Here is a 26,378-nt window from a genome sequence, read left to right as displayed (position 1 = left end):
GATGCGCTGCATTGTCGTCACCGGGACCGACACGGGGGTCGGCAAGACCATCGTGACAGCGGCTCTCGCCGTCCGACTGCGGCAGCGCGCTGTCGCAGTGCACATCCGCAAACCGGTGCAGACCGGTCTCATCGCCGCCGACGACCGGCATCGCGGAGACCTCGAATCCCGCTACACCGACGTCGTCACCTGTGGTGATGCGGAGATCGCCGGGACCCTCGCCGGCGTCGCCTGGTCGACCGGGGTGAGCCTGAGACTGCCGATGGCACCGGCGGCCGCGGCCGCCGCGGTCGGGGTGTCGCTGCCGACGCCCCATGACCACGCCGAGGCGATCCTCGCGTGCGGTCGGGACGCCGCCGATCCTGCCGCGGTCATCGTCGAAGGCGCCGGGGGTCTCCTCGTCGACTTCGGCGACGGGCACACGCTGGCCGACATCGCCGCTGCGCTCAGCGAGCTCGCTCCCGCGGTCCGGGTCGAATTCGTCATCGTCGCCCGGCCAGGTCTCGGAACCCTCAACCACACGGCGCTGACCTGTGAGGCCCTGCGGGTCCGCGGGCCTCCCATCGGCGGGATCGTCCTCGGCTCGTGGCCTCCCGATCCTGCTCCGGTCGCCGTCGACAACCGTCGCCGCCTCGGCGACAGCGCCCCGGTGCTCGGCGCTGTCCCTGCCGGCGCCGGACAGCTGCGCCCAGCCGCCTTCCGCGCCGCGGCAGGCAGCTGGACGAGCGTCGCCTGACTCAGCCCACGCGGCGACCGGACCACTCGGGCGTGCTGCGGGCCACCTCGGCGATCGTCGTCGCGATCTCCGCGGGGAACTCCGTAGCGGCATCCGCCGTTTGATCGACGTGGAGGGCGAGGATCTCCTCGGTCGCGACGACACGGCCGTCGACGATCATCTCGTACGCGAGATGGAGCTTCTTCGCCCCGGCGGCGACGAGCTGCGGACGGACGATGAGCGTCGAGCCGAGCGAGACCTCGTCGAGGTACCGGACATGGGACTCCACCGTGTAGAGGGAGCACCCGGTCGCCTTCCGGTACTCAGCATCGAGGCCGAGTTCGTCCATGATCGCATCGGTGGCGAACCCGAAGACGAGGACGTAGAACGCCTCGGAGAGGTGCCCGTTGTAGTCGATCCACTCCTCGCGGACCGCGGTGCGGTACTCGCTGAGCTGACGACCGGTGTCGGCCGCGGCCGGGTCGACAGTGCCCGGGCCGGCCGCATCGCCTGTCGCTGCGGTGGTCGACTGAGCTGAAGCCTGAGTCACGGCAGCGGTGGCACCCCCGCCCGAGTCGAGGTCGGCGGTGAGCCTGCGCAGGGCGACGATGCCGGCATCGCGGGCGGAGACGAGGTCGGCGATCGAGCGCCCCGCGCTCTCGTCCTCACAGCCGGCGACGACGGCATCGCGCAGCGCAGGCGTCAGCTCGGGCGCGTCGAGTCGCGTCCACGGCGACTTCAGCGAGGGACCGAAGTGATCGAGCATGTGGGCCATGCCGCCCTCACCCCCGGCGAGGTGGAAGGTGAGCATCGGCCCCTGGAACGGCCAGCGCAGGCCCGGACCGTCCGTGATCGACCGGTCGATCTGCTCGACGGTGGCCTCGCCTGCCTCGACCATGTGCAGGGCCTCGCGCCACTGCGCCTCCTGGAGGCGGTTGGCGATGAACCCGGGGACCTCGCGGTCCATGCGGATGACGGACTTCCCGATGTGGGCGTAGAAGTCCGCGGCCCAGTCCACGGCGGCCGGGGCGGTGGCCTCACCGCCGACGACCTCGACCAAGGGGATGAGGTAGGGCGGATTGAACGGGTGCCCGACGACGAAGCGTTCGGGGCGGGTCACCTCGGTGGCCATCTCCGTCATCGAATACCCCGAGGTCGATGATCCGATGATCACCGAGGCGGGGGTGAGCACGTCGATGTCGGCGAAGAGGCGGCGCTTGAGGTCGAGGTTCTCCGGAGCGGACTCCTGGACGAATTCGGTGCCGGCCAGCGCCTCGGCGAGGTCGGTGTGGATCGTCCAGGCGGTGCGGTCGGCTCCGGGGACCATGTCGAGTTCGGCGAGGGCGGGCCAGGCGGCGTCGATGAGGCGGGTGAGGCGCTCACCGGCCGCGGGATCGGGGTCCCAGACCTTGACCGTGTACCCGCGGGCGAGGAAGTAGGCGGCCCAGCCGCCGCCGATCGTGCCTGCGCCGATGCACGTGATCGTCCGCACGGACTCGGGGGCGGGGAAGGAGGAGGGTGCGGTCACAGGTCGGCTCCCATCGCGGTCGCGGTCTGCACGCGCAGACCGAGGATCTCGCGGGCTTCGTCGGGGGTGGCCACCTCGGCGCCGAGGTCCTCGATGATCGACACGGCGCGGTCGGTCAGACCGGCGTTCGTCGCCTTGACCCCCTTGGAGATGTAGAGGTTGTCCTCGAGGCCGACTCGGGCATGGCCGCCGGCGAGCACCGACTGCGCGACCCATGGCAGCTGGTTGCGGCCGATCGCGAACGAGGTGAACTCCGCGCCCTTGGGCAGCAGGTGGACCATGGCCTGGAGGAGGCCGGCGTCGACGGGGGCACCGTAGGGGATGCCCATGCACAGCTGGTAGAGCGGCGGCGGGTCGATGAGCCCCTCCTCGACGAGGACGTTGGCGAACCACAGGTTGCCGGTGTCGAAGATCTCGAGTTCGGGCCGCACACCGAGGGTCTGGATCTTCTTCGACCCCTCACGGAGCATGTCCGGGGTCGAGACGTAGATGTTCGACCCTTCCCCGAAGTTGAGGGACCCGCAGTCGAGCGTGCAGATCTCCGGCAGGAGCTCCTCGACGTGGGGGAGGCGCTCAAGGGCGTTGACGAGGTCGGTGCCCGGCATCTGCGTCGTCGGATCCTGAGGATCGATGACGAGGTCACCGCCCATGCCTGCGGTGAGGTTGATGACAGGATCGACGTCGGAGGCGCGGATGAGGCGGACGACCTCACGATAGTAGGCGACCTCGCGGGAGCCGAGCGTCGTCTCGAGATCGCGGACGTGGATGTGGACGACCGAGGCGCCGGCGCGGGCGGCGGCGATCGCGTCGGCGGCGATCTCCTCAGGGGTGACGGGCACGTGCTCGCTCTTGCCCGCGGTATCGCCGGCACCCGTGACAGCACAGGTGAGAATGACTTTGCGATTCATGATGACTCCTCATCAGGTTCGGGGGTGATGATCGCTCGCCGCAGGTAGCGGTCGAGGCGGTGGCGGAACGTCGGCACGTCCATGAGTCCGGTGACGACTTTGATGCCGAGGCCGTCGACGACGGAGGTGAGTTCGTCGGTCATCTCCGTCGCATCGCCGGGCCGGAAGACGCCGCTGGCCTGACCGTCTTCGAGCGTGGCGCGCACCGTCCGCGACCACCGGTCGTACCCGGCCGGATACGCGGACTCCGCCGGGTCCTCGACGGCGAGGCGACTCCACGTCTGAATCCAGATCGACCATTCCCGACGGGCGTCGGGTCCGATGGGCGACTGGAGTTCGAGGAGGCGCTCGAGGCGCCGGCGCGGCGAGACGATCTCGTCGAGCCACGCGACCTGACGGTCGAAGGCGAGCTTGACCGAGAACTCGAGGGTGGCGTCGAAGAGCTCCGACTTCCCGGCGAAGTGGTAGTGCACGGCCGCACTGGAGACGCCGGCCGCCTCGGCGATGTCGACGATGCGGACCGCATCGTAGCCGTGGCGGGCGAAGAGATCCCAGGCGGTCTCGACGATGAGGCGCCGCGGCGAGGACTGATCGACCTCGGCGAGCGCCGAGGCGGTGCGCAGCCCGGCAGGGACCGCGGAGACCGTCGACTCGTCGCCGAGCAGCCAGCGCACGGTCACGCCGGTCGCCGTCGCGAGGCCGAGGAGCTCCTCGGCGGTGAACTTGCGCCGACCAGAGAGCGACTTCGACAGTTTGGTCTCGTCGATGCCGATCGCCTGGGCGAGGCGGCGCTGGGACAGGCCGCTGCCGGCGACGGTCTCCCGGGCGCGGGCGGCGATACTGGTGGCCATGCCTCGAGCCTACGGCAGAGTCTGCGGGAATCGCAAGCAAATATGATGATCAATCAGCATTTGCGATTTCGGTGAGGCGGGCACCGCTGGCGAGCATAGTGAGGTCAGCGGTCGTCGTGAACCGTGACGGCCGCGCCGGGAGCGACTACCGCCGGCCGTCGAGCGACTGCCGCTGGTCGTCGAGCGGCGGCAATCGGCCGCTGCGCGGTGCGGCACGAGGTCGGGAATCGGTCTGCGAACCGATATCCTCGGACGAATGAACACCCGCTCTTTCTCTCGGAGGCCCCGATGACCGACACTCCCCACGACCGCATGCACGTCGTCTCCGATGAGACCCGCAACCTCGTCAACCTCGTGCTCGACTACTCACGGCGGCGCACCCTCGCCGTCGACACCCCGCTCGACCACCCGATGAAGGACTCCGAGCTCACGCGGCTGGCCGGACCGACGATCAGCGAGGAGGGCCTCGGATCGGCCCGCGCACTCGCGATCTTCGAGCACATCTTCGCCCCCGCGTGCATCACGACCGACCACCCGAAGTACCTCTCCTTCATCCCCAGCGCCCCGACGAAGGCCGCCGTGGCCTTCGACCTCGTCGTCTCCGCGAGCGCTCTCTACGGAGGGTCGTGGCTCGAAGGCGCTGGAGTCGTCCACGCTGAGAACGAGGTGCTGTCGTGGCTCGCCTCCGAGTTCGGCCTCCCGAAGACCGCCGGTGGGGTCTTCGTCCAGGGCGGGACGATCGGCAACCTCTCCGCGCTCGTCGCGGCCCGCGAGGCGCAGAAGACGAAACTTGGGGACACGCGACCGGGCCGGTGGGTCATCGTCTGCAGCGCCGAGGCGCACTCGTCGGTGAAGTCCGCCGCTGACGTCATGGACGTCGACATCGCCCCCGTGCCCACCGATGAGTCCGGAATCCTCCGGCCCGAGGGCGTCCGGGAGGCGCTCGAGGAGCACGGCGACGCCGTCATTGCCGTCGTCGCCACCTCGGGGACGACGAACTTCGGGACGATCGACGACATCGCCGGGATCGCCGCCCTCAAGGACGACTTCGACTTCTGGCTCCACATCGACGGCGCGTATGGGCTCGCCGCGATGCTCTCCCCGCTCGCCAAGCACAAGTTCGCCGGCGTCGAACGCGCCGACTCCGTCATCGTCGATCCGCACAAGTGGCTCTTCGCCCCCTTCGACGCGTGTGCGCTCATCTACCGTGATCCCCGCAACGGCCGGCGCGCCCACACGCAGAAGGCGGAGTACCTCGACACTCTCACCGAGTCCGATGAGTGGAGTCCCTCGGACTACGCCATCCAGCTCACACGCCGCCCGCGCGGCCTGCCGCTGTGGTTCTCGCTCGCGACCTACGGCGCGCAGACCTATCGCGACGCCATCAGCCATTCGATCGATCTCGCCCGGCAGATCAGTACGGAGATCAAGAAGCGGCCGAACCTCCGCCTCGTGCGCGACCCCGAGCTCTCCGTCGTCGTCTTCGAACGCGTCGGCTGGGAGCGCGAGGACTACGACGCCTGGTCGGACAAGCTCCTCGAGGAGCAGCGGGCCTTCGTCGTCCCGAGCTCCCACGAGGGTCGCCCGAACGCGCGGTTCGCGATCGTCAATCCGCTCACGACCTTCGACGACCTCGTCGACATCCTCGACACCATGGAGTGAGCCTGCAAGCCTGGTGCCGCCGACGGCGCCGCTCTCCTGATGCAGGGAGGGCGGCGCCGTCGGCGTTGTCCGGGTGAGTTGCCCTCAGGTCGGCCGTCGTCAGGTCAGGTGCCCACGGTGCTGCCGGGCCCGGTGCGGTCCGGTCAGTCTCGGGCGGCCCTGCGGGGCCGCAGCTCGACGGTGAAGACGGGCAGAAGCGCCTGCGTGATCGGTCCGATGCTCAGCGCGTAGAGCGCGGTGCCGATCCCGATGACCCCGCCGAGCGCCCACCCGACGGCGACGACGGTGACCTCGATGAGCGTGCGCACGAGCCGGATCGAACGACCGGTGACCCGGGAGAGCCCGGTCATCAGGCCGTCGCGCGGTCCCGGACCGAACTGCGAGCCGATGTACATCGCCGAGGCGACCCCGTTGAGGACGACGCCGGAGACGAGGAGGGCGATCCGCCACCCCAGGTCCTCGGGCCGCGGCAGGAAGAGCAGGGTGACATCGAGGGACGGGCCGATGAGCAGCGCATTGAGCACCGTGCCCAGGCCCGGCATCTGCCTGAGCGGGATCCACGCGAGGAGGACGAGCACCGAGGTGATCGTGATGATCGTGCCGAACGTCAGCGGGACATGCCTGAGGATGCCCGAGTGGAGCACGTCCCACGGAATCATGCCGAGTCCGGCGACGACGACCATCGCCATCGACGCGCCGTAGAGGTAGAGGCCGACGAGGAGCTGGACGAGACGGCGGGGGAGCCGTCCCCCGGACAGCTGCTGAAGCGGTCCGACGTTGGCGAGTTCGCGTCGCGATGGAGGAGTCGAGGCCATGGAGTGGACTTTCGGGTCGGTCGGTGCGGTCTGTGTCAGAGGACCGCACGGGAGTGCGGCGTCTGACCATGATGTCGTGAATTGGCATTGCGGAAAATAGCCAATTGAGACAAAGTGGTTCCATGACGACTGCGATGGGAGCCCGCCGGCTGGCACGGATCATCGGCACCGGCCCGTTCGCGCCGCCGGCCTATGAGTCGCTGGCCGGGGCGATCGCCCACGCGATCTCCGATGGCCGCATCCCGGTCGGCGTCCGCTTGCCGAGCGAACGCGAACTCGCGACCGCCCTCGACCTCTCCCGGACGACGTCGTCGCGGGCGTACGCCCGGCTGCGGGAACTCGGGTTCGTCCGCACGCGCCGGGGGTCGGGCAGCCTCGTCGAACTTCCCGAGGTGCCCGGCGGTCGCATCGACCACCTGCTCTCCCCGACGGAGCCGACTGCGGGTTCGATCGATCTCACGTGCACGGCCACGGTCGCACCGCTCGGACTCGTCGACGCCTACGAGCGCGCGGTGTCGCAGGTCCACGCGTATCTGCCGGGCACCGGCTACTATCCCTCGGGCATTCCGGCGCTGCGCGAACTCGTCGCCGCCCGTTACACCCAGCGTGGTCTGCCGACCCGCCCGGACGACATCCTCATCACCTCCGGGGCCCTGGGCGGCGCGGCGATCGGCATCCGCGCCCTGCTCGGCGGGTCCGGCGGCGTCCTCGTCGAGAGCCCGAGCTACCCGAACGCGATCGCGACGATCGAAGGCGCCGGCGCCCGCATCGTCGCCTACCCGCTCGAGGTCGACGACGACGGCCGCCACCGCTGGGACGTCAGGGCGATGGGGCAGACGATGCGCGAGAACCGCGTGCGCGCCGCCTACCTCATCCCCGACTTCCACAATCCCACGGGGGCGCTCCTGCCCGATGCCGATCGCGCAGCCCTGGCCGCGGAGCTCGGCAGATCCGCGGTCGTTCCCGTCGTCGACGAGTCGCTCGTCGAGCTCGGTCTCGACGGCACGCCGGGACAGACGCCCCTGTCGGTGTTCGCCCCCGATTCGATCGCCGTGGGGAGCACGAGCAAGATCTTCTGGGGCGGGCTGCGGGTCGGCTGGATGCGGGTTCCGGCCGCCCGGATGGAGGAAGCCGCCGCCGTCCGCCTCACCCTCGACCTCGGGGCGCCCGTCCTCGAGCAGCTCGTCGCCGTCGAACTGCTGCGCAACCACGATGAGCTCGTCGCGCAGATGCGGGCTCGGCTCGCCGCGGCTCGTGACCGACTCGTCGCCGACGTACGCACCCACCTGCCGAGCTGGCAGGTCGCCGTGCCCGACGGCGGCATGGCGCTGTGGGCGCGACTGCCCGAGGAGCGCTCCGGGGCGCTCGTCTCCGCGGCCCGGGCGCACGGCGTCACCCTGGCATCGGGTCCGAACTTCGCCCCGATCGGAGGGCTCGATCGGTGGATCCGCCTGCCCTACACCGTCGCCGAGGCGGAGCTGGCCGAGGTCGCCCCGCGCCTGGCCGCGGCGTGGGAGGACGCTCTGCAGATGCCCGGGCCCATCCCCGACGAACGCGCACGGATCGTCGCGTGACTGCCTGGCAGACGCTCGGCTGCCTCGGTGCGGTGGCCGTCGGCATCATCGCCGGCACCCTCATCCCCGGTGCCGGGGATCTCTCCGGACTGCTCGTCACCCCGGTGCTCGTCCTGCTGCTCTTCACGACGTTCGCCTCCATCCCGCTTGCCGGGGCGGCACGCGCGTTCGGGAGGCCGCGCTTCGCCCTCACGGTCCTCGGCCTCAACTTCCTCGTCGTCCCCGTCGTCGTCGCGGGCATCCACCTCGCTGTGCCCCTGCCGGGCCCTGTCGTCGTCCCGGTGCTCATCGTCCTGCTCACCCCGTGCATCGATTACGTCATCGTCTTCACCGGGCTGGCCGGCGGTTCCGCGGACAGGCTGCTCGCGCTCACCCCCGTCCTCATGATCGCCCAGATCCTCCTGCTCCCGGTGTGGCTGCGGATCATCCTCGGCGAGGACGCGACCGCGGCGATCACCCCCGGCCCGTTCCTCTGGGCGCTCGTCGTCTTCATCATCGTCCCGCTCCTGGCCGCGGCCCTTCTCCAGGTCGCGGCAGTCCGGTCGGCCGGGGCCGTGCGCGTGCTCGCAGGGGCGACCGCGGCGATGATGCCGCTCATGCTCCTCACCCTTGCGCTCGTCGCCGCCGCCGAAGTGGCTGTCGTCGTTCCCCATCTCTCCGACCTCGGTCCCGCGGCCCTGGCGTTCATCGTCTTCGCCGTGGCCATGACGGGCATCGGATGGCTCCTCGGTCGCGCGAGTCTGCCCGAGGCGGGGGAGCGGCGGGCCCTGATCTTCTCCGGTGTGACGCGGAATTCGCTCGTCATGCTGCCTCTCGTCCGCGCTGTCGATCGTGACGGTCTGGGCACCGCGGCCGTCGTCACCCAGACCCTCATCGAACTCGTCACGATGGTCGCCCTCGTGTGGCTCGTGCCGCGGATCGTTCCCCGCACTGCGATGTCCGAAAACCGCTAGCACGGTGCCGCGCAGGGGAGCAGAATGGTCCTATGCTCTCCACGGATCAGTGCTACCAGGCAGTCGCCGGCCGCGACCGGCGCTTCGACGGCATGTTCTTCACGGCTGTGTCGACGACGCGGATCTTCTGCCGGCCTTCGTGCCCGGCACGCACGCCGATGCGGGAGAACGTCACGTTCTATCCCACCGCTGCCGCTGCCGTCGAAGCCGGTTATCGGGCATGCAAGCGGTGCCGACCCGATGTCAGTCCCGGCTCCCCGGACTGGGATGTCCGCGCCGATGTCAGTGCCCGCGCGGTGCGGCTCATCCGCGACGGCCTCGTCGACCGGTCCGGCGTCTCCGGGCTGGCCGCGGCACTCGGCTACAGCAGCCGGCAGCTCGGCCGGGTCCTCCACGCCGAACTCGGGGCCGGGCCCTTGGCGCTGGCCCGCAGCGAACGGGTCCGCACCGCGCGCACCCTCGTCGAGTCGACGACGCTGACGATGAGTGAGATCGCCTTCGCCTCGGGCTTCTCGAGCATCCGGCAGTTCAACGACACGTTCAGGGACACGTACGGTCTGGCCCCCGGGCGGCTGCGCACCGGTGCGCGACTGCCGCGCGGCGACGACCTCGTCGTCCGGCTCGCGTACCGGCCCCCGTTCGACTTCGACCACCTCGTCGCCTATCTCTCCGCCCGCAGCGTGCCCGGCATCGAGGAGGCCGGGAACGGGCGCTACACCCGGTCCCTGCGACTCGCCCACGGGCCCGCCGTGATCTCGCTCGCCGCCGGGACCGGGGACTTCGTCAGCTGCCGCCTCCACCTCGCCGACACCCGCGACCTCGGTGCGGCAGTCGCGCGGGCACGCCGGATCCTCGATCTCGACGCGGATCCCGCCGCCGTCCACGGGACCCTCGCCGAGGCGCGGCTGAGTGACCTTGCCGCCCTCGTGCCGGGCATCCGCTCACCGGGCCACGGCGACCCCGTCGAACTCTCCGTCCGCACCGTGCTCGGACAGCAGATCTCGATCCGCGCCGCGCAGACCCACCTCACGCGGCTCGTCGAGTCCACCGGTGAGATGCTTCCCGTCGAGATGCGCGCGGGTGCCGTCGATCGGGTGTTTCCGACCGCAGAGGCGATCGCGGAGCTGCCCGATGACGCGTGGGCGCTGCCGGCCAAGCGCATCGCCACGCTGCGCACCCTCGCCGAGGCGCTCGCATGTCGTGACATCGACCTCGGTCCCGGCTGCGACCGAGAGGAAGCCGCGGAGAGACTGCTCGCATTGCCCGGTGTCGGGCCGTGGAGCGTCGGCTACATCCGAATGCGCGCCCTCGGCGATCCCGACGTCCTCCTCGGCTCCGACCTGGGGGTGCGGAAGGCGCTCGAGGATCTCACCGCCGCCGGAACGCGGGGGCTGCCCGACCTCGACCGGGCCCGCCCGTGGCGGTCGTATCTCACCCATCTGCTCTGGGCGCTCCACGCGCGATCAGTCGCGTCGGGTCCCTGACCGCAGAGCACTTCTCACCGCCGACGGCTCCGCTGCCGTCACAGCCGACCACCGTCGACCACACCGTCCATCGCACTGAGAGGAACGACCATGACGTTCACGACTCCGAGGACCGACGTCCTCATCTACTCGATCATCGACTCGCCCCTCGGGCAGATCCTGCTCACCTCGGACGGGGCCAGCCTCACCGGGGCCTACCTCGACGGATTCGCCGAGGTCCTCGACCGCCTCACGGTGCGCACCGGCGCCGACCCGGTCGAGGATCCCGACCTCGACGTCCTCGTCGCGGCGCGAGCGCAGCTGGGGGAGTACTTCGCCGGCGATCGGACAGAGTTCGCCCTGCCGCTCGCCCCCATCGGCACCGTCTTCCAGCTGCAGGTGTGGGAGGCCCTGACGACGATTCCCTTCGGCGAGACCGCCGGCTACGGCGAGCTCGCGGGATGGATCGAGCGCCCGACCGCGGCGCGTGCCGTCGGGGCGGCCAACGGGAAGAACCCGATCAGCATCATCGTCCCGTGCCACCGGGTCATCGGCGCAGGAGGTGCGCTCACCGGGTATGCGTGGGGCGAGGAGAGGAAGCAGACCCTGCTTGACCTCGAGCGGTCAGCCGGCTGACAGGCGCCCGTCGCGGAAACGACGGTCTCGGTGGTACGACGAAGGCCCCGGACTCATTCGTCCGGGGCCTTCGCCCTGCGGTGGAGGTAAGGGGATTCGAACCCCTGACCTTCTCCATGCCATGGAGACGCGCTACCAACTGCGCCATACCCCCGCTTGCCTGATCAATATTACTCAGGCGCGGGCTGTGCGCCAAATCGGCGGTGCGTGACGCTCGGCACATCGTGCGGAAAGGCGCTGGTGACCCCGCGGCCAGAGTCCGGCTGCAGAGCCCGCAGGCCCGCGACCGGTGTCCGGCCGCGGGCCTGCAGCCGCTCAGACGAACGGGCGGACGTGCCAGAGGTAGCGCGCGACGTCGCGTTCGCGGCGCCGCGCCAGTTCCTCCCGGGCGGCCAGGCTGCTGACCTCGGCGATGCGACGGTCGACGTCGCGCTGCGTGACCGCGGTATGCGGACGCCGAGCCCAGCGCACCAGGCGCAGACCCGCGGACAGTGCGACCCGTCTGGGAAAAGTGAATGCAAATGTTGTCGACACGATTAGTCCTCACGTGTTTTCGGGCAGGGGAAATCCCCGGAAGAATGTCAGGTGAAAACTCACTGTTTCGAGCGTGCGGCAATGCACGAGAAGCAATGAGGTGAAATGCTCGCTGAGCGGAATTCCGAGACACCGGCACCGTGCCACGTGACGATCACAGCCAGGACGTGAGGATCACAGTCCGGGAGTGAGGTCCACGAGGGCAATCGATGCGCGAAGCGCAGAGGAATCGCCGGCGCTCAGGGTGCCGGCGGAAGAAGACGAGTCAGGCTGGAAGGATCAGCCGTCGAGTCCCAGTCCGCCGACCGAGCAGGCAGCGAGCGTCGTCGGACGGATGTCGGAGTCCGGAAAGACGGGGTGGAAGATGTCATTGGCATTCATCTCAGCTGCACTCCTTTCATGGTCGTGGATCGTCGATGAGCGGCGTCAGTGCTCATGGGGAACAATGCAATTCTTTATGGGTGCGAATCCGTAATTGCACTCACGAAGTTATCACAGAATCTCTGCATCGTGGGACTTCTGGTCAGAATTGCTGAACTTTATTTCTCCTCCGGTCGATTTCCCAGTCGTCGGCATTGTGCGCAGACCCACATATCACCATGTGCGGAATGCTCAGCGCGGACCGTCTCCGCCCACGTAGAATCGCTGAGAGAACCGCTACCAGCCAGGAGTCCTCCATGTCAGAATCCGCTGCCTCCCTGCCGCGCCTCGTCGTCGGCTACATCGCCACCGACCGCGGACGCGACGCCATCTCCCTGGCGATCTCGATCGCCCGCTCCGTCGCCGTCGAACTCGTCGTCACGATCATCCGGCCGGAGACCTCGACGTTCCACGCCGCCGGGTCGATCCCCAAGGACGGCACGGGAATCGTCGCCCAGCAGCTCGACGACTGGCTCGAGGAGGCCCTCGCGCTCATCCCCGACGACATCGCCGCCCGCGGCGTCATCCACACCGCGACGAACGAGTCGAAGGGACTCATGGAGGTCGCCTCCGACGAGGACGCCGTCGCCATCGTCATCGGCGCCCGCGCCACGACGCTCATGCGCCAGTTCCGCATCGGCACAGTCGCCACCTCGCTGCTCCACTCCTCCGAAGTCCCCGTCGTCCTCGCCCCGGCCGGACGCTCGGACATCGGCCCGGTCTCGCGCATCACTGCGCTCTTCGGTGCCCGACCCGGAGCCGCCGCTCTCGTCGGGTCGGCGATCGAAGCCGCCACCGCCTTCGACGTTCCCCTCCGTCTGCTCGCGCTCATCGAGAACGACGGCATGGCCGAGGACGAGGTCGCCGAGGTCACGGAGTTCGCCGAGGAGTTCGGCGGAGCAATGCTCGCCGGCCGGGCCTCCGACCTCTTCGCCTCCGGCCGGGCGACCGTCGTCTCGGAGGCCGGTGCCGACATCGAGGAGGCCGCCGAAAGCGTCGAATGGATCTCCGGTGAGCTCGCCTTCATCGGCTCGAGCCGGCTCGGTCACGGGCGTGTGTTCATCGGCGCCCGGGCGCGCCGCCTGCTGCGCGTGCTCCCGGTGCCCGTCGTCGTCATTCCGCGTCGCACGCTGTCCGGCTCCGCACCGGCGGAGGCCTCCGACCCCGCCGAGTCGGCCACCGCGGCCGACGACCGCTGAGCGTGGGGGAGCCGGAGCGCCGCGACCTCAGCGTCGCCGGGCATCCCACCCCGGTGTGGGTGCACCCCGGGCGCAGGCCCGGGCGACCGGTGCTCATGATCCACGGCTTCCGGGGTGACCACCACGGTCTCGACCGGATCGCCCGCGCGCTGCGCGATCGCACCGTCATCGTGCCCGACCTGCCGGGTTTCGGTGAGGCGGCGCCCCTGACCGGCGGGCTGAGTCTGGCCGCCTACCTCGATCATCTCCGCCAGCTCATCGCCGAGGTGACCGCTCAGTGGGAGGCCGTTCCGATCCTCGTCGGCCACTCCTTCGGGTCGATCCTCGTTTCGCACCTCGCCGCAGCCGATCCTGCCGCGATGCCCGAGCTCGTCCTCATCAACCCGATCACCACCCCCGCCCTCGAAGGCTCAGCGCGCGTCCTCACGGCACTGACCCGGGTCTACTACGAGCTCGGCGCCCGCCTGCCGGAGGGACCCGGCCGGGCACTGCTCTCCAGTCCCGTCATCGTCCGGCTGATGAGCGAGGTGATGGCGACGACGAAGGATCCCGGGCTGCGCCGCTACATCCATGACCAGCACGCCCGCTACTTCTCGACCTTCAGCGACCGGCGCTCGCTCGCGCAGGCCTTCGACGTGTCCGTCGCTCACACCGTCACCGAGGTGGCGGACAACCTGACGATGCCCCTCCTCGTCATCGCGGGGGACGCGGATGCGATCGCCCCGATCGGCGTCACCCGCTCCGTCGTCGGCGGACTCGACGACGTCAGGTTCGTCGAACTCTCCGGGGTGGGGCACCTCGTCCACTACGAGCGGCCCGAGGAGGCCGCCTCGGCGATCGAGGAGTTCTCCCGCACACGCGACTGACCGCGCCGCAGATGCTCTGCGACGCGGTCAGCGAAGTCTCAGGTCAGCGGTGACCCGACGTGAGGATCAGGAGCGGCGATCGACGATCGCGTGGTAGATCATCGGCAGCATGAAGGCGATCGAGGCGACGATGAGGCCGGCCCAGAACACCCAGAACTCGGTGCCGGCGGGGGAGGAGAACGCCGCGCCGAAGAGGTAGATCGAGAAGATGAAGAGCGCGAAGCAGACGACGAAGACGACGACGTCAGCGAAGTTCGCGGAGTTCTGCGTTCTCTGCGCGACGGGGTTGGACATGTTCTCCTCCGAGACTTGCGGCGATACGGCGATGATCAGCCATCAGTCTACATGCCGTAGAGAACGACACGGGCATTCGGAAGCCGGCCGTGTCAGTCCCGGTCGTAGGAGCGCTCCGGGGCGAGCCAGCCGAGCAGCGCGGAGACGACGGAGACGATGATCGCGGCGAGGATCGCCTGGAAGAAGAACGAGTCGATCGTGAAGACGAACGGCGTGAACCCGCTCAGCCAGCTCGTCATCGCGAGCATCGCCGCGTTGATGACGATCGAGAACAACCCGAGGGTCAGACACGTGATCGGTGCCGACAGCACGCTGATGATCGGTTTGATGAAGGCGTTGGCCAACCCGAAGATCAGACCGATGACGAGGTAGGAGACGACCATCGCGAAGACCGGACCGACCTGTTCCTCGATGAGCTCATTGCCGGCGATGCTCACGCCGGGCAGCAGCCACACGGCCACCCAGATGGCGAAGGCGTTGATGCCGACTCGGAAGAGGAAGTTCATGGTCATATCCTTTCACTCTCGTCTGCGGGTCCACTGAGTCAGGGATGGGAAAGCCGTGTCCGCGCCGCTCTGCGGCCGACCGTTCCGGGGGCGCCGCCGGGGTGAGCGGCCACACCCCACGGCCGGATCGTGACCGATGACACCGGTCGGCGACGGTCGCTGGCGGGTAGGCTGGGAGCTCAGTTCCCAGCAAGTCGATGTGCATCTACCGAGTGCAGAGCAGTTCACCACGGCGGCACCGAATCCTCGCGGTCACCCGCGGGCAGAAACGAAGAGCGCCATGCCACATCCCGAACCGACGAATTCGCACACCGACCCCGCGGCCGCGGCGACGGCTCCGGATGCGACCCCCGTCGCGGCCGAGCCGGGCCTGCTGCGCGCCGTCGGCCTCAGCTATTTCCCCATCGCCTTCCTCGCCCGCATGCCCTATGCGATGGTCGTCGTCGGCGTACTCACGCTCGTCGTCGCCGGTTGCGATTCGCTCAGCCTCGGCGGTCTCAACTCCGCGATGGTCGGGCTCGGCACGGCGATCTTCGGCTCCTTCATCGGTGCCGCCGCTGACCGCTGGGGACAGCGTCCCGTTCTCCTCGTCGTCGGGGCGATCAACAGTGCGGCGCTGCTCTTCCTCGCCTGGGTCGTCTTCTCCCCGCTGCCCGACGTCGTCGTCCTCCTCGCGTCCTTCCTCATCGGGGCGAGCGCCCCGCAGGTGTCCCCGATGTCGCGCTCCCGCCTCGTCGATGTCATCCTCTCGGTGCTGCCCGGCACCCGGCAGTCGAAGGTGCTCAACGGCACGATGGCGTACGAGTCCGCCGCCGACGAAGTGGTCTTCGTCTTCGGCCCCTTCATCGTCGGCCTCCTCGCCACGTGGTTCTCACCCGTCGCCCCGATCCTCGGGGCCGTCGCCATGACGCTCATCTTCGTCACCGCCTTCGCCCTCCACCGCAGCGGTCGCATCGCGACGTCCGGCGGGGCCGCGACCGTCGGCAAGGGACCGGTGCGCGACCTTTTCACCGGTCGGATCTTCGTCGTCGTCCTCGGCGTCTTCGGCATCGGGCTCGTCTTCGGTTCGACGCTCACGGCCCTGACCTCGCTGATGAATGACCTCGGCCACCCCGAACAGGCCGGGCTCGTCTACGGCGTCCTCGGCATCGGCTCAGCGATCCTCGCGATCTCCGTCGCCCTCTTCTCTCCGCGCTTCGCCCTCTGGGCGAGGCTGCTGTGCTTCGCCCCGCTGCTGCTCGCCGGGACCATCGTGCTCGCGACCGCGTCAGTGATGCCCGGAGTCGTCATCGGGCTCCTCCTCATGGGCACCGCGATCGGGCCGTCACTGGTCACCCTCTTCAGCCTCGCCGCCGAACGCAGCCCCCGCGGACGTTCGGCCACCGTGATGTCGATGGCGGGATCGGCGATCATCGTCGGGCAGTCCGTGGCCTCGGCGCTCGGCGGCATCCTCGCCGAGGAGGCCGGAACGTCCACGGCCATCGCCGTTCCGATCGGTGCCGCGGTCGTCGTCGTCCTCGCCGCCCTGCTCAACGTGCTCGTGCGCTTCCGCCAGCGGAAACGAGATGTGGTTCACACCGAGATTCCGTGATCTGGGACGCCTCTTCCCATATCGGCGAAAATGTGCTGTGTGCCATGTCGTGGGAGTAGAGTAACCCGTTGTTCGCGCTCTCACATCGCGCGACCGCACGTCACAACGGAAAGCACGATATGTCTACCAGCACCTCGACGACCGAGGTCGTCAAGAGCGATACGCGGTTCTTCGGACACCCGCTTCCGCTCTTCCAGCTCTTCAGCCTCGAACTGTGGGAGCGCTTCTCCTACTACGGCATGAACGGCATCCTCGCCCTCTACCTGTACTTCCAGGTCTCAGACGGCGGACTCGGACTCCCGCAGGCCACAGCGGTCGGGATCGTCGGCGCCTATGGCGGTGCCGTCTTCCTCGCCACGATCCTCGGCGCCTGGATCGCCGACCGCATCCTCGGCGCGGAGAAGGTCCTCTTCTACTCGGCGATCATCATCATGGCCGGCCACATCGCGCTGGCGCTCGTGCCGGGCTTCGGCGGTGTCGCCGCCGGCCTCATCCTCGTGGCCCTCGGTTCCGGTGGACTCAAGGCCAACGCCTCCGCGCTCGTCGGTGAGCTCTACGACGAGAAGGACCCCCGCCGCGACGCGGGCTTCACGATCTTCTACATGGGCGTCAACATCGGTGCCCTCTTCGGCCCGCTCATCACCGGACTGCTCCAGCAGAACGTCGGCTTCCACTACGGCTTCGGCGCCGCCGCCGTCGGCATGGCCCTCGGCCTCGTCATCTACGGCTCCGGCCGGAAGAAGCTGCCCGCCGAATCGCGCACCGCGGTCAACCCGCTGCCGAAGTCGAAGCTCTACCTCTTCATCGTCGCGGTCGTCGCCGTCGTCGTCCTCGCCACCGTGCTGTGGATGACCGGTCTCGTCAACCCCGAGAACCTCGACTGGTGGATCGCCGGCATCTCCGCCGCGGCCGCAGCGTGCTACTTCATCGTCATGTACACCTCGCCGCAGACGAACGCCACCGAGCGCTCCCGGGTGCTCGCGTTCATCCCGTTCTTCATCACGAGCGTCGTCTTCTGGTCGATGTACCAGCAGATCTTCGGTGTCCTCACCGTCTACTCCGACGGCAACCTCAACCGGTCGATCTTCGGGTGGGAGATGCCGATCAACTGGATCCAGCTCATCCCGGCCGCGTTCGTCATCATCTTCGCCCCGCTGTTCGCGACGATGTGGATGAAGCTCGGGCCCAAGCAGATCTCGACCCCGGTCAAGGCGGGCCTCTCGCTCGTCTTCATCGGCCTCGGCTTCCTCATGTTCCTGCCGTACGCGACTGCGCCGGCGAACTCGACGCCGCTGCTGTGGGTCTGCCTCATCCTCGCCGTCTTCGTCTTCGGCGAGCTGCTCATCTCCCCGGTCGGCCTGTCGTTCTCGACGAAGGTCGCCCCGAAGGTGTTCCAGTCGCAGATGATCGCCGTGTTCTTCCTCGCCTCCGGTGTCGGCACCGCGCTCTCGGGTGTGCTCGGCGGGTACTTCGACCCGGCGAACCAGACCCCGTACTGGACGTCGATCGGCGGCACCTCGGTCGTCCTCGGCCTGCTTGCGCTGACGCTGACGAAGCCGATGCTCAAGCTGCTCAAGGGCGTGCGCTGAGCAGCCTCTGACACCCGTCGCCGCGGGTGACCAGACCACGACAGAACCGCCCTGTCCGGAACTCTCCGGACAGGGCGGTTCTCCTGTCGGGATCAGACCCCGATGAAGATCGGCAGCGCCTGCGGGTGGTGGGCGGCGACGATCGTGAGAAAGACGATCGCATCGAAGATGAGATGGACCGTGACCGTGTAGGGCAGGGACTTCGTCTTCGTGAAGATCACCGCCTGGACGAGGGCGAAGGGAATGGTCAGCAGCGGACCGATCGACCGGTAGCCGAGCTCCCAGAGGAACGAGACGAAAATGATCGTCGTGAGCACGTTCGCCGTCCAGAAGTCGAAGTGCCGGCGCAGCAGGGCGAAGACCGTGCAGATGAAGAACAGCTCGTCCCAGAGCCCGACGGCGTTGACGCCGATGAAGAGCCTGAGGATCTCATGCCACTCGGTCACCGCCGGCCAGTTGAGGTAGACCCCGGTGCGGAAGAAGTACTGGGGGAGGACGAGCCAGGCGACCACGACGACGAAGATCAGCCACCCCCACTCGAGCTTCGACCACGGCTGACCGTGCCGGCGCGGGTAGACGATGCTCTTCTCCTTGAACCAGTACCGGGTGACGAGGAAGGGCCCGATGACGACGGCGCTGAGCACGATCCCCATCCGCAGGATGTTCGTCCACGAGATGTCGGCCTCGACGGAGATCGCGGAGATGAGCGCAAGCGCGCCGGCGATGACACTGAGATCCCGGGCGAAGCTCCTGTCCGCCGTCGTCCACGCGAGGATGAGAGACGCGGCCATCGGCGCATAGCCCCACACCTTGACGGCCCGGAACTCCGTGCCGATCCCGAAGAGGATGACCGCCGAGACGGCGAGAAGGACCGCGGCGAGCCCCGGCTGCGAGACGACGCTCCATCTTCTCGGTTCGGTCTTCTCCTCCACGTCACCCACTCTAATCGAGGCCGGCAGGGCGCATTGGTCGAGAGCGGCGCCCACGCCCTAGGATCGACGGAGACATCTCCGACCGGACGACTCACCGCGACTCCTCCGGCCCGCCGCAGCGAAAGGACGTGCGTGGACCCCGAGGCCTATTCCCGGATCATCGCCGGACCCCTGCCGGTCGGCAGTGAGATCGTGCCCCTCGCCGAGGCGGTCGGTCGGATCCTCGCCCACGACGTCGTCGCCCGGGATCCGATCCCGGCCTTCGCCACCTCGGCGATGGACGGCTACGCCCTTGACGCCCGCGCCCTCGAACTAGCCCGCGCGGGCGCCCTCGTCACCGTGGTCGGCGACGTGCCCGCCGGTCACCGGCCGGTCGACGTCGCCCGCGGCACGGCGGTGCGCGTGATGACCGGTGCCGCCGTGCCGGATGGTGCCGCGGCCGTCATCCCCGTCGAATTCACCGATGCCGCCCGGACCGGAGGCATCCCCGAGACGATCACCGTCGCCAGCCTGCCGGAGAACCTTGTCGACCGGTGGAACATCCGCGACGTCGGTGAGGACACCGCGGTCGGCGACATCGTCGTCCTCGGCGGTCAGCGCTTGGGGGCCGCGGCGATCGGGACGCTCGCGATGCTCGGGGAGACCACCGTCGAGGTGCGCCGGCGGCTGCGCGTCGGACTCATCGTCACCGGCGACGAACTCGCCGCCGCCTCGGGTGCGGAGGAGGCGAGCGCGCCGATCATCCCGAACTCGAACCTGCCGATGCTCTCCGCCGCCATCGTCACGGCCGGGGCGATCCCGCACGTGGGCACGAGCAGCGACGATCCGACCGAGTTCCTCACCGTGCTCGACGGTCTCCTCCCGGACGTCGACCTCGTCATCACGACCGGTGGGATCAGCGCCGGGGCCTTCGAAGTCGTGCGGGCGAGCCTCGAGGGCACCGATTCCGAGTTCGTCCGGGTCCGCCAACGCCCCGGGGGTCCGCAGGGCCACGGGCGCCGCGGCGGCGTGCCCCTGCTCCACTTCCCGGGCACCCCGTCCGGCGCGCTGCTGTCCTTCCACCTCTTCGCGCTCTCCCTGATGTCCGGGACCGACCTCGCCGCACGCTGGCAGAAAGCCGTCTATGCCGGCCCTGAGCTCGCAGGCCACGTCAAGGGCGTGTCCTTCGTGCCGGTCACCGTCTCGGTCGACGGCACCGTCGTCCCGGCCGAACGCTCCCGGCTGCGCGACTTCGCCGGTGCCGACGCGATCCTCCGCGTGCCCACTGCCCCGGCGGCGATCACTGCAGGCGACCTCGTCGAGGTCCTCGCCCTGCCGGCGACCGGCCTCGAGAGGTAGGGGGTGCGCACGCGTGCGCTCCTCGGTCCTAGACTGAGAGCCATGGACCTCGCCCGCTACACCCGCCAGATCCGCCTCCGCGGATTCGGCGCCCAGGCTCAGGAGAGGCTGCTCGCCTCCCACGTCGTCGTCATCGGCGCCGGTGGCCTCGGAGCGCCCGTGCTCACCTATCTCGCCGCCGCCGGGGTCGGCACCATCAGCGTCATCGACCCCGACGTCGTCGAACTGAGCAACCTCCACCGGCAGTTCCTCCACGCCGAGGAGGAGGTCGGCAACCGCAAGGTCGACTCCGCAGCCCGGCGGCTGGCCGGTCTCAACTCCGACATCGAGATCATCACGCACCCGGTGCTGCTCACCGCCGACAACGCCGAGGAGCTGCTGACCGGGGCCGACATCGTCGTCGACGGCAGCGACAACTTCGAGACCCGCTACCTCGTCAACGACGCGTGCGAGATGCTCGGGACCCCCCTCGTGTGGGGCACGATCCTCGGCTTCGACGGGCAGCTCGCCGTCTTCGACGCCCGCACCGGATCGACGCTGCGCGACCTCTATCCCGAGATGCCCGCGCCGGGGTCCGTGCCCAACTGTGCGACCGCCGGGGTCATCGGCGCCCTGTGCGGCAGCATCGGCTCGGCGATGGCGATGGAGACCGTCAAGGTGCTCGCCGGCATCGGCACACCCCTGTTCGACGCCGTCTCGATCCACAGCAGCCTCGAAGCGAGCTGGGAGACGATCCCCGTCGCCCGAGACCCAGAGCGCCGGCCGGTGACGAGTCTGGAGGCCCACCGCACCGGCGGTGCCCAGGGAGCAGCCGGTGACCTCTCCGGAGCCACCGCGGCGAACGCGCCCGCCGACGAGGCCATCCCGGTCATCACGTGGGATGACCTCACCGCGGACGACGTGCTCGTCGACATCAGAGACGACGACGAGGTGGCGGCGGGCAGCGTCGCCGGAGCCGCCCACATTCCCATGGAGCGTCTCCTCGCCGAGCCCGAGCTGCTCACGGCGGCCACAGGCGCGGCGGTCGTGGGGGAGTCCGCACGGTTCGCCCTCTACTGCCGGTCAGGGGTGCGCTCGGCCCGGACGGTCAGCGCTCTGCGCCGGGCGGGGGTCGACGCCGTGTCGATCTCCGGCGGCTACCTCGCCCACCTCTCCCGCGGCGGCATCGACGCCGCGACCTGACCGGCGGTCACGCTCCGACAGGCAATCACCCGACGGCGTTCGCACTCCGCCGCTCGCACGGCGCTCTGTCCCGCTCAGCCTCCCGCGAAGGGCGGGAGGACGTCGACGGTGTCCCCGGCGGCCAAGGGCGCCTGCCGGTCGGTGCGCGCCCGGGCGTTGACGAGGAAGCTCGACCGCTCAAGCACGGTGACCGCCTCGGTGTCGGCCCCGGCGGTGAGGACGGAGATGAGATCGCCGAGGGTGGCCGCCTCGGCGGTGGACTGCTTCGTGCCGAACGCCTCCCGGGCGGCGGCGAAGAAGCGCACGGTCACGGTCGCGGGTGCGGCGGCATGCGAGTCTGCGGTGGTCGACACGGTCTCTCTCATCCTCCGATGGCGCTCATCGGTCGCTGCGGCTGGGTGAAGTCGGCGGAGTCCATGCCGTGCCCGGCGAGCTTCGCCCAGTGCGCGCCCTTCCACAGGTTCGCGATCTCCTCATCAGTCGCACCCGAGCGCAGTGCGGCGAGCAGATCGACCTCGGTGCGGGAGAACAGGCACGTGCGCACTCTGCCCTCGGCGGTCAGTCGGGTGCGGGTGCAGTCGGCGCAGAACGGACGCGTGACCGAGGCGATGATGCCGACGTCGCCGAGGTCGGTGTCCGGATCCTCCCGGCTCGCGACCCGGAACTTCTCCGCCGGCGCCCCACCGCGCGGGGCCTCGTCGGGTGTGAGGACGAAGCGGGGTGCCAGCAGTGCGAAGACGTCGGCGGCGGTGATCATCGTGCCGCGATCCCATGAGTGTCCCGCATCGAGGGGCATCTGCTCGATGAACCGCAGCGACAGCCCGTGGTCGAGGCACCACTGGAGGAGGTCGGGCGCCTGAGCGTCGTTGACTCCCGGCAGGAGCACGGCGTTGATCTTCACCGGGTCGAGACCGGCCTCCTGGGCACCCCGGACTCCGTCGAGGACGCGCTGGAGGAACGGTCGCCGGGTGATCGCGGCGAACGTGTCCGCATCGACCGTGTCGAGGGAGACGTTGATCCGGTCGAGACCGGCCTCCTTGAGCTTCGCCGCGCGCTTGTCGAGACCGATCGCGTTCGTGGTCAGGGCGATGTTCGGCCGCGGTGTCAGGGCGGCGACGCCTGCGATGATGTCGGTGATGTCGTGGCGGGTCAGCGGCTCTCCGCCGGTGAACCGGATCTGGTCGACACCGAACCGCTCGACGCCGATGCGGGCGAAGCGGATGATCTCCTCTGCGCTCATCGCCGCGTCGCGGGGCATGAACTCGACACCCTCGGCGGGCATGCAGTAGCTGCAGCGCAGATTGCAGAAATCCGTCAGCGAGATCCGCAGGTCGCGCGCGCGACGCCCGAACGTGTCGAGGAGAGACTCCTCGCTGTGCGCGGTGAACGACGTGCCCGGGTCGAGAGTCGGAGTCCTCAGCACCGGGGTCGGCAGACCGATCGTCCCCATGTCCGTTCTCCTCCCTTGACGAAAGCTCTTCGCTATCATCGTCCCATGACCAGCGCCTTCACGCATCGTCGTCGGGTATTCGAGACGATCAGTCCGCTGCGCGGCGCGGCGCGCAGGCCCCTGACAGCCCTGTTCCAGGGGCCCAGGCAGCTTGCCGCCGATGTCGTCTCCGCCGTCGACGTCCCCGCGTTCGACAACTCGAGCATGGACGGCTTCGCCGTCGCCGCGCAGACCCTGACGACCGCACCGCGGGACGGGTCCCGCCTCGGCCCGCTGCCCGTCGTCGGGCAGGTCGCCGCCGGAGCCCGGGGCGCTGCCGTGGACCCCGGCACCGTCGTCGAGATCATGACCGGGGCCCCGGTGCCCGAGGGTGCGGACACGATCATCCCCATCGAGGCCACCGAACCGGGCACCTTCGGGGCCGTTGAGATCATCGTCGAGACCGCACCCGCACCGGGCGCGTTCGTCCGCTCCCGCGGCAGCGACGTCACCGCCGGGACCACCGTCCTGCGCGCCGGTGCGCTCCTCACCCCCGCCCGCCTCGGCGTCGCCGCCGCCTGCGGAGTCGTCGACCTCGAGGTCGTCACCCTCCCGCGCATCCTCGTCCTCAGCACCGGAGACGAGATCGCCGGGGACGCCGACGCCGGCATCGAGGACGCCAACGGCATCACCCTGACCGCGAGCCTCACCCGCCTCGGTGCGGAGGTCACCCGGCTGCGGGTGCCCGACGACCCGGAGGAGCTGCTGCGTCGAGTGCGCGACGTCGACACCGACCTCGTCGTATCGACCGGCGGCATCTCGAAGGGCGCCCGCGAGGTCGTCAAACTCGCCGCGGCCCTCGACCCGGCCGCGGACATGCTCTTCGAACCCATCGCGATGCAGCCCGGCGGACCGCAGGGCGTGGGCAGGCTCGCCGGTCGCCCCTGGGTGGCCCTGCCGGGCAACCCCGTGAGCGCCCTCATCAGTCTTGAGCTCTTCATCCGCCCGGCCCTCCTCGGCATCGATCCCGGCACTGACGCCCGCCCCGTCGGCTTCCACCGACTCGCCGCCGACCTCGACGAGACCCCGCCCCGCGGCAAACTCCAGGTGCGGCGGGCGATCGTCGACGACGACGGCATCACCCTCGTCGGCGGCTCCCGGTCGCATCTGCTCCACAGCTACGCCGAGAGCACCCACCTCGTCTTCATCCCGCCCACCGATGACCCTGACGACCCGTTCGCGGGCGCGGGGGATAGGCTGAGAACGTGGACAATCGCGTGAGCCTCACACACCTCGACGAGACCGGAGCCGCCCGGATGGTCGACGTCGGCGACAAGAGCACCACCCGGCGGCGGGCCGTGGCCACGGCCACGATCACGACGACCCCGGAGGTCATCTCCCTCATCGCCGAGGCGGGCCTGCCCAAGGGCGACGCCCTGCCGGTGGCGCGGATCGCCGCGGTGATGGGCGCCAAGCGCACGAGCGACCTCATCCCGCTCTGCCATCCGCTGCCGCTGACCGGCGTCGACGTCGACTTCACCCTCACCGACTCGGCCGTCACGGTGACCGCGGCCGTGAAGACGGTCTCGGTGACCGGTGTCGAGATGGAGGCCCTGACCGCGGTCTCCGTCGCCGCGCTAACGATCTTCGACATGATCAAGGCCGTCGACAACCGCGCGGTCATCGGCGACATCAAGGTGCTCGAGAAGACCGGCGGCAAGAGCGGGGACTGGAGTCGGGAGTCATGACCGTCATCAACACCGGCATCACCGAGTCCCCGATCAGCGTGACCGAGCTCGAACCCGAGGTCGTCACCGCCGAATGCGGCGCCGCCGTGACCTTCTCCGGGATCATCCGCGACCACGATTCGGGCCGCGGTGTCACCCGGCTCGTCTACGAATCCCACCCGCTGGCGCCCGCGCACATCGCCGAGGCGGCCGCCGCCGTGGCCGCGCGGCATCCCGCGGTCCGCCTCTCCGTCGTCCATCGGGTCGGAGAGCTGTCCGTCGGTGACGTGGCGCTGGCCGCCGTCGTCGCCTCACCGCACCGTCGTGAGTCGTTCGTCGCGTGCGGCGAGCTCGTCGACGAGGTCAAGGAGAAGGTGGCGATCTGGAAGCACCAGTTCTTCACCGACGGCGACGACGAATGGGTGGGAGCGCTCGAATGACTCAGCTGCGCATCAGCGAGGCCGCCCGGTTCCTCGGCGTCAGCGACGACACCATCCGCCGCTGGATCAGCGACGGCCGGCTCGCTCAGCACAAGGACGCCTCGAACCGGTCCGTCGTCGACGGCGCCGAACTCGCCGTGCTCGCCCAGGACGGCGCCGGTTCCCTCGAGGACCCGACGCACGTGCGCAGCTCGGCGCGCAACCGCTTCACCGGTCTCGTCACCGATGTCGTCATCGACGGGGTGATGGCGCAGGTCAGCCTCCAGTGCGGACCGTTCCGGGTCGTGTCCCTGATGTCCGCCGAGGCGTGCCGTCAGCTCGAACTCGAACCCGGCAGTCTCGCCACCGCGGCCGTCAAGGCGACGATGGTGTGGATCGACACCGCCGGCGGCGACTGACCCGAACCAGTCTCAGATGCTGACGCAGATGGCATGAAACTCCGCATCTGCGGGTGATAATGGGTGGATGATCTGTGATTCCACACCGGGGTACCGTCCGTGACGGGACGTGCCCGGAGACATGCGACGGCGCCGAGGTGGCTGTGGATTCCCGCTGTCCTCGCCGTCGCGTTCCTCCTCGTCCCCATCATCGGGATGGTCACCCGCATCGACCTCGGCCACCTCGGCGAGGTCATCGCGGCCCCCGAGTCCCAGCTGGCGATGGGACTGTCCCTGCTCACGTCGACGATCTCCGCGTTCGTCAGCGTCGTCCTCGGCTTCCCGCTCGGGTATCTTCTCGCCACGACGACGTTCCCGGGGCAGCGGCTCGTGCGCACCCTCATCCTCCTCCCGCTCGTCCTGCCGCCGGTCGTCAGCGGCCTCGCACTCCTCTACACGTGGGGGCGCTCGGCGTATCTCGGGTCCCTGCTCACCGAGGCCGGTCTCGGGCTCGCGTACACGACGGCAGCCGTCGTCGTCGCCCAGATCTTCGTCTCCCTCCCGTTCATGGTGATGTCGGTCGAGACCGCGGTCGCCGCGCGCGGGCAGCGCTATGAGATCGCCGCCGCCGAACTCGGGGCGACGCCGATGCGGGTGTTCGTCACGGTCACCGTGCCGATGCTGAGGGCGGGCATCCTCACCGGTGCCGTCCTCTGCTTCGCCCGGTCCCTCGGCGAGTTCGGGGCGACCCTCACCTTCGCCGGTTCCCTGTCTGGGGTGACCCGGACGATGCCGCTGCAGATCTACCTCGTCCGCGAGTCCGATCCGCAGTCGGCGATCGCCCTCTCC

The 26,378-nt window shown here is 69.5% G+C and carries 27 protein-coding genes and 1 tRNA gene; 17 read left to right on the top strand and 11 right to left on the bottom strand.

Annotated elements, in window-relative coordinates; translation table 11 throughout:
• The first annotated feature begins 1 nt into the window (after nt 1).
• Entirely contained in the window at nt 2-736 is a 735-nt protein-coding gene (gene bioD, locus FFS20_RS07755) for a dethiobiotin synthase (protein ID WP_137825290.1), read from the top strand.
• Nucleotide 737: 1 nt separating this feature from the next.
• On the opposite strand, the gene FFS20_RS07750 is transcribed toward bioD, so the two are convergent.
• The 3 genes from FFS20_RS07750 to FFS20_RS07740 are packed head-to-tail and all read right to left on the bottom strand — an operon-like array spanning nt 738 to nt 4,002.
• A complete protein-coding gene (locus FFS20_RS07750; protein ID WP_137825289.1) occupies nt 738-2,243 on the bottom strand; it encodes a 3-hydroxyacyl-CoA dehydrogenase NAD-binding domain-containing protein in 1,506 nt (501 codons plus the stop codon).
• The gene (locus FFS20_RS07745) at nt 2,240-3,151 is read right to left on the bottom strand and encodes a 3-keto-5-aminohexanoate cleavage protein (RefSeq protein ID WP_137825288.1); all 912 of its coding nucleotides are present in this window, start codon (nt 3,149-3,151) and stop codon (nt 2,240-2,242) included. The genes FFS20_RS07750 and FFS20_RS07745 overlap by 4 nt, the downstream gene beginning before the upstream one ends.
• A complete protein-coding gene (locus tag FFS20_RS07740; protein ID WP_137825287.1) occupies nt 3,148-4,002 on the bottom strand; it encodes a TetR family transcriptional regulator C-terminal domain-containing protein in 855 nt (284 codons plus the stop codon). The genes FFS20_RS07745 and FFS20_RS07740 overlap by 4 nt, the downstream gene beginning before the upstream one ends.
• Before the next feature lie 288 nt (nt 4,003-4,290).
• Here FFS20_RS07740 and FFS20_RS07735 point away from each other — a divergent pair, with 288 nt between their 5' ends.
• Nucleotides 4,291-5,664, top strand: coding sequence for an aminotransferase class V-fold PLP-dependent enzyme (locus FFS20_RS07735; RefSeq protein WP_137825286.1), 1,374 nt, complete (start codon nt 4,291-4,293; stop codon nt 5,662-5,664).
• Between the two features lie 143 nt (nt 5,665-5,807).
• On the opposite strand, the gene FFS20_RS07730 is transcribed toward FFS20_RS07735, so the two are convergent.
• On the bottom strand, nt 5,808-6,479 hold the full coding sequence (locus FFS20_RS07730) for a hypothetical protein (RefSeq protein WP_137825285.1): 672 nt from the start codon (nt 6,477-6,479) through the stop codon (nt 5,808-5,810).
• A 122-nt stretch (nt 6,480-6,601) separates the two neighbouring features.
• On the opposite strand from FFS20_RS07730, the gene FFS20_RS07725 reads away from it, so the two are divergent.
• From FFS20_RS07725 to FFS20_RS07710, 4 genes are all read left to right on the top strand, one after another.
• On the top strand, nt 6,602-8,053 hold the full coding sequence (locus FFS20_RS07725; RefSeq protein WP_249356725.1) for a PLP-dependent aminotransferase family protein: 1,452 nt from the start codon (nt 6,602-6,604) through the stop codon (nt 8,051-8,053).
• On the top strand, nt 8,050-9,006 hold the full coding sequence (locus FFS20_RS07720) for an arsenic resistance protein (protein ID WP_137825284.1): 957 nt from the start codon (nt 8,050-8,052) through the stop codon (nt 9,004-9,006). Before FFS20_RS07725 ends, FFS20_RS07720 begins: the two co-directional genes overlap by 4 nt.
• Before the next feature lie 32 nt (nt 9,007-9,038).
• Nucleotides 9,039-10,490: an Ada metal-binding domain-containing protein gene (locus tag FFS20_RS07715; RefSeq protein ID WP_137825283.1), complete on the top strand. Its 1,452-nt coding sequence runs from the start codon at nt 9,039-9,041 to the stop codon at nt 10,488-10,490.
• Between the two features lie 90 nt (nt 10,491-10,580).
• Nucleotides 10,581-11,105, top strand: coding sequence for a methylated-DNA--[protein]-cysteine S-methyltransferase (locus FFS20_RS07710; RefSeq protein WP_137825282.1), 525 nt, complete (start codon nt 10,581-10,583; stop codon nt 11,103-11,105).
• 81 nt (nt 11,106-11,186) lie between these two features.
• On the opposite strand, the gene FFS20_RS07705 is transcribed toward FFS20_RS07710, so the two are convergent.
• Both FFS20_RS07705 and FFS20_RS07700 read right to left on the bottom strand, forming a co-directional pair.
• A tRNA-Ala gene (locus FFS20_RS07705) sits at nt 11,187-11,259 on the bottom strand.
• 161 nt (nt 11,260-11,420) lie between these two features.
• Nucleotides 11,421-11,639, bottom strand: coding sequence for a hypothetical protein (locus FFS20_RS07700; RefSeq protein WP_137825281.1), 219 nt, complete (start codon nt 11,637-11,639; stop codon nt 11,421-11,423).
• Nucleotides 11,640-12,316: 677 nt separating this feature from the next.
• Here FFS20_RS07700 and FFS20_RS07695 point away from each other — a divergent pair.
• A complete protein-coding gene (locus tag FFS20_RS07695) occupies nt 12,317-13,258 on the top strand; it encodes a universal stress protein (protein WP_249356724.1) in 942 nt (313 codons plus the stop codon).
• 2 nt (nt 13,259-13,260) lie between these two features.
• Nucleotides 13,261-14,124: an alpha/beta hydrolase gene (locus FFS20_RS07690; RefSeq protein WP_249356723.1), complete on the top strand. Its 864-nt coding sequence runs from the start codon at nt 13,261-13,263 to the stop codon at nt 14,122-14,124.
• Nucleotides 14,125-14,190: 66 nt separating this feature from the next.
• Here FFS20_RS07690 and FFS20_RS07685 read toward each other — a convergent pair whose 3' ends face one another.
• Complete coding sequence (locus tag FFS20_RS07685; protein ID WP_137825279.1) at nt 14,191-14,418, bottom strand: hypothetical protein; 228 nt, start codon at nt 14,416-14,418, stop codon at nt 14,191-14,193.
• Nucleotides 14,419-14,510: 92 nt separating this feature from the next.
• On the bottom strand, nt 14,511-14,924 hold the full coding sequence (locus FFS20_RS07680) for a phage holin family protein (protein WP_137825323.1): 414 nt from the start codon (nt 14,922-14,924) through the stop codon (nt 14,511-14,513).
• A 280-nt stretch (nt 14,925-15,204) separates the two neighbouring features.
• Between FFS20_RS07680 and FFS20_RS07675 the strand changes: the two genes are divergently transcribed.
• Nucleotides 15,205-16,515, top strand: coding sequence for an MFS transporter (locus FFS20_RS07675; RefSeq protein WP_137825278.1), 1,311 nt, complete (start codon nt 15,205-15,207; stop codon nt 16,513-16,515).
• Nucleotides 16,516-16,634: 119 nt separating this feature from the next.
• Complete coding sequence (locus tag FFS20_RS07670; RefSeq protein ID WP_137825277.1) at nt 16,635-18,104, top strand: peptide MFS transporter; 1,470 nt, start codon at nt 16,635-16,637, stop codon at nt 18,102-18,104.
• A gap of 92 nt (nt 18,105-18,196) precedes the next feature.
• Here the strand turns inward: FFS20_RS07670 and FFS20_RS07665 are convergent, their stop codons facing one another.
• On the bottom strand, nt 18,197-19,036 hold the full coding sequence (locus tag FFS20_RS07665) for a CPBP family intramembrane glutamic endopeptidase (protein ID WP_249356722.1): 840 nt from the start codon (nt 19,034-19,036) through the stop codon (nt 18,197-18,199).
• Nucleotides 19,037-19,168: 132 nt separating this feature from the next.
• On the opposite strand from FFS20_RS07665, the gene FFS20_RS07660 reads away from it, so the two are divergent.
• Together FFS20_RS07660 and FFS20_RS07655 are read left to right on the top strand one after the other, a co-directional pair.
• The gene (locus tag FFS20_RS07660) at nt 19,169-20,374 is read left to right on the top strand and encodes a molybdopterin molybdotransferase MoeA (protein WP_137825275.1); all 1,206 of its coding nucleotides are present in this window, start codon (nt 19,169-19,171) and stop codon (nt 20,372-20,374) included.
• 42 nt (nt 20,375-20,416) lie between these two features.
• Complete coding sequence (locus tag FFS20_RS07655) at nt 20,417-21,556, top strand: HesA/MoeB/ThiF family protein (RefSeq protein ID WP_137825274.1); 1,140 nt, start codon at nt 20,417-20,419, stop codon at nt 21,554-21,556.
• Between the two features lie 74 nt (nt 21,557-21,630).
• Here the strand turns inward: FFS20_RS07655 and FFS20_RS07650 are convergent, their stop codons facing one another.
• Both FFS20_RS07650 and moaA read right to left on the bottom strand, forming a co-directional pair.
• Nucleotides 21,631-21,909: a MoaD/ThiS family protein gene (locus FFS20_RS07650; protein WP_249356721.1), complete on the bottom strand. Its 279-nt coding sequence runs from the start codon at nt 21,907-21,909 to the stop codon at nt 21,631-21,633.
• Between the two features lie 8 nt (nt 21,910-21,917).
• Nucleotides 21,918-23,006: a GTP 3',8-cyclase MoaA gene (gene moaA / locus FFS20_RS07645; protein ID WP_137825272.1), complete on the bottom strand. Its 1,089-nt coding sequence runs from the start codon at nt 23,004-23,006 to the stop codon at nt 21,918-21,920.
• Nucleotides 23,007-23,051: 45 nt separating this feature from the next.
• Between moaA and FFS20_RS07640 the strand changes: the two genes are divergently transcribed.
• From FFS20_RS07640 to FFS20_RS07620, 5 genes are all read left to right on the top strand, one after another.
• The gene (locus FFS20_RS07640) at nt 23,052-24,266 is read left to right on the top strand and encodes a molybdopterin molybdotransferase MoeA (protein WP_137825271.1); all 1,215 of its coding nucleotides are present in this window, start codon (nt 23,052-23,054) and stop codon (nt 24,264-24,266) included.
• The gene (gene moaC / locus FFS20_RS07635) at nt 24,263-24,733 is read left to right on the top strand and encodes a cyclic pyranopterin monophosphate synthase MoaC (protein ID WP_283202125.1); all 471 of its coding nucleotides are present in this window, start codon (nt 24,263-24,265) and stop codon (nt 24,731-24,733) included. Before FFS20_RS07640 ends, moaC begins: the two co-directional genes overlap by 4 nt.
• Nucleotides 24,730-25,152, top strand: a complete 423-nt coding sequence (locus tag FFS20_RS07630) for a molybdenum cofactor biosynthesis protein MoaE (protein ID WP_137825269.1) — start codon at nt 24,730-24,732, stop codon at nt 25,150-25,152. Before moaC ends, FFS20_RS07630 begins: the two co-directional genes overlap by 4 nt.
• The gene (locus FFS20_RS07625) at nt 25,149-25,550 is read left to right on the top strand and encodes a TOBE domain-containing protein (protein WP_137825268.1); all 402 of its coding nucleotides are present in this window, start codon (nt 25,149-25,151) and stop codon (nt 25,548-25,550) included. The genes FFS20_RS07630 and FFS20_RS07625 overlap by 4 nt, the downstream gene beginning before the upstream one ends.
• Nucleotides 25,551-25,649: 99 nt before the next feature.
• On the top strand, nt 25,650-26,378 hold a 729-nt coding region (locus FFS20_RS07620; RefSeq protein WP_137825267.1), incomplete at its 3' end, for an ABC transporter permease.

It is taken from the genome of Brevibacterium sp. 2SA, assembly GCF_005502845.1.
GTDB lineage: Bacteria > Actinomycetota > Actinomycetes > Actinomycetales > Brevibacteriaceae > Brevibacterium.
This window is presented reverse-complemented; position numbering and strand designations above follow the sequence as displayed.

Bases quoted from the DNA above. Each gene is read 5' to 3' on its own strand.
- FFS20_RS07745 (WP_137825288.1), bottom strand. From the start codon at position 3,151: ATGAATCGCAAAGTCATTCTCACCTGTGCTGTCACGGGTGCCGGCGAT.
- FFS20_RS07670 (WP_137825277.1), top strand. From the start codon at position 16,635: ATGTCTACCAGCACCTCGACGACCGAGGTCGTCAAGAGCGATACGCGG.
- FFS20_RS07735 (WP_137825286.1), top strand. From the start codon at position 4,291: ATGACCGACACTCCCCACGACCGCATGCACGTCGTCTCCGATGAGACC.
- FFS20_RS07675 (WP_137825278.1), top strand. From the start codon at position 15,205: ATGCCACATCCCGAACCGACGAATTCGCACACCGACCCCGCGGCCGCG.
- FFS20_RS07630 (WP_137825269.1), top strand. From the start codon at position 24,730: ATGACCGTCATCAACACCGGCATCACCGAGTCCCCGATCAGCGTGACC.
- FFS20_RS07715 (WP_137825283.1), top strand. From the start codon at position 9,039: ATGCTCTCCACGGATCAGTGCTACCAGGCAGTCGCCGGCCGCGACCGG.
- FFS20_RS07685 (WP_137825279.1), bottom strand. From the start codon at position 14,418: ATGTCCAACCCCGTCGCGCAGAGAACGCAGAACTCCGCGAACTTCGCT.
- FFS20_RS07640 (WP_137825271.1), top strand. From the start codon at position 23,052: ATGACCAGCGCCTTCACGCATCGTCGTCGGGTATTCGAGACGATCAGT.
- FFS20_RS07655 (WP_137825274.1), top strand. From the start codon at position 20,417: ATGGACCTCGCCCGCTACACCCGCCAGATCCGCCTCCGCGGATTCGGC.
- FFS20_RS07725 (WP_249356725.1), top strand. From the start codon at position 6,602: ATGACGACTGCGATGGGAGCCCGCCGGCTGGCACGGATCATCGGCACC.
- bioD (WP_137825290.1), top strand. From the start codon at position 2: ATGCGCTGCATTGTCGTCACCGGGACCGACACGGGGGTCGGCAAGACC.
- FFS20_RS07695 (WP_249356724.1), top strand. From the start codon at position 12,317: ATGTCAGAATCCGCTGCCTCCCTGCCGCGCCTCGTCGTCGGCTACATC.
- FFS20_RS07625 (WP_137825268.1), top strand. From the start codon at position 25,149: ATGACTCAGCTGCGCATCAGCGAGGCCGCCCGGTTCCTCGGCGTCAGC.
- moaA (WP_137825272.1), bottom strand. From the start codon at position 23,006: ATGGGGACGATCGGTCTGCCGACCCCGGTGCTGAGGACTCCGACTCTC.
- FFS20_RS07740 (WP_137825287.1), bottom strand. From the start codon at position 4,002: ATGGCCACCAGTATCGCCGCCCGCGCCCGGGAGACCGTCGCCGGCAGC.
- FFS20_RS07730 (WP_137825285.1), bottom strand. From the start codon at position 6,479: ATGGCCTCGACTCCTCCATCGCGACGCGAACTCGCCAACGTCGGACCG.
- FFS20_RS07680 (WP_137825323.1), bottom strand. From the start codon at position 14,924: ATGAACTTCCTCTTCCGAGTCGGCATCAACGCCTTCGCCATCTGGGTG.
- FFS20_RS07710 (WP_137825282.1), top strand. From the start codon at position 10,581: ATGACGTTCACGACTCCGAGGACCGACGTCCTCATCTACTCGATCATC.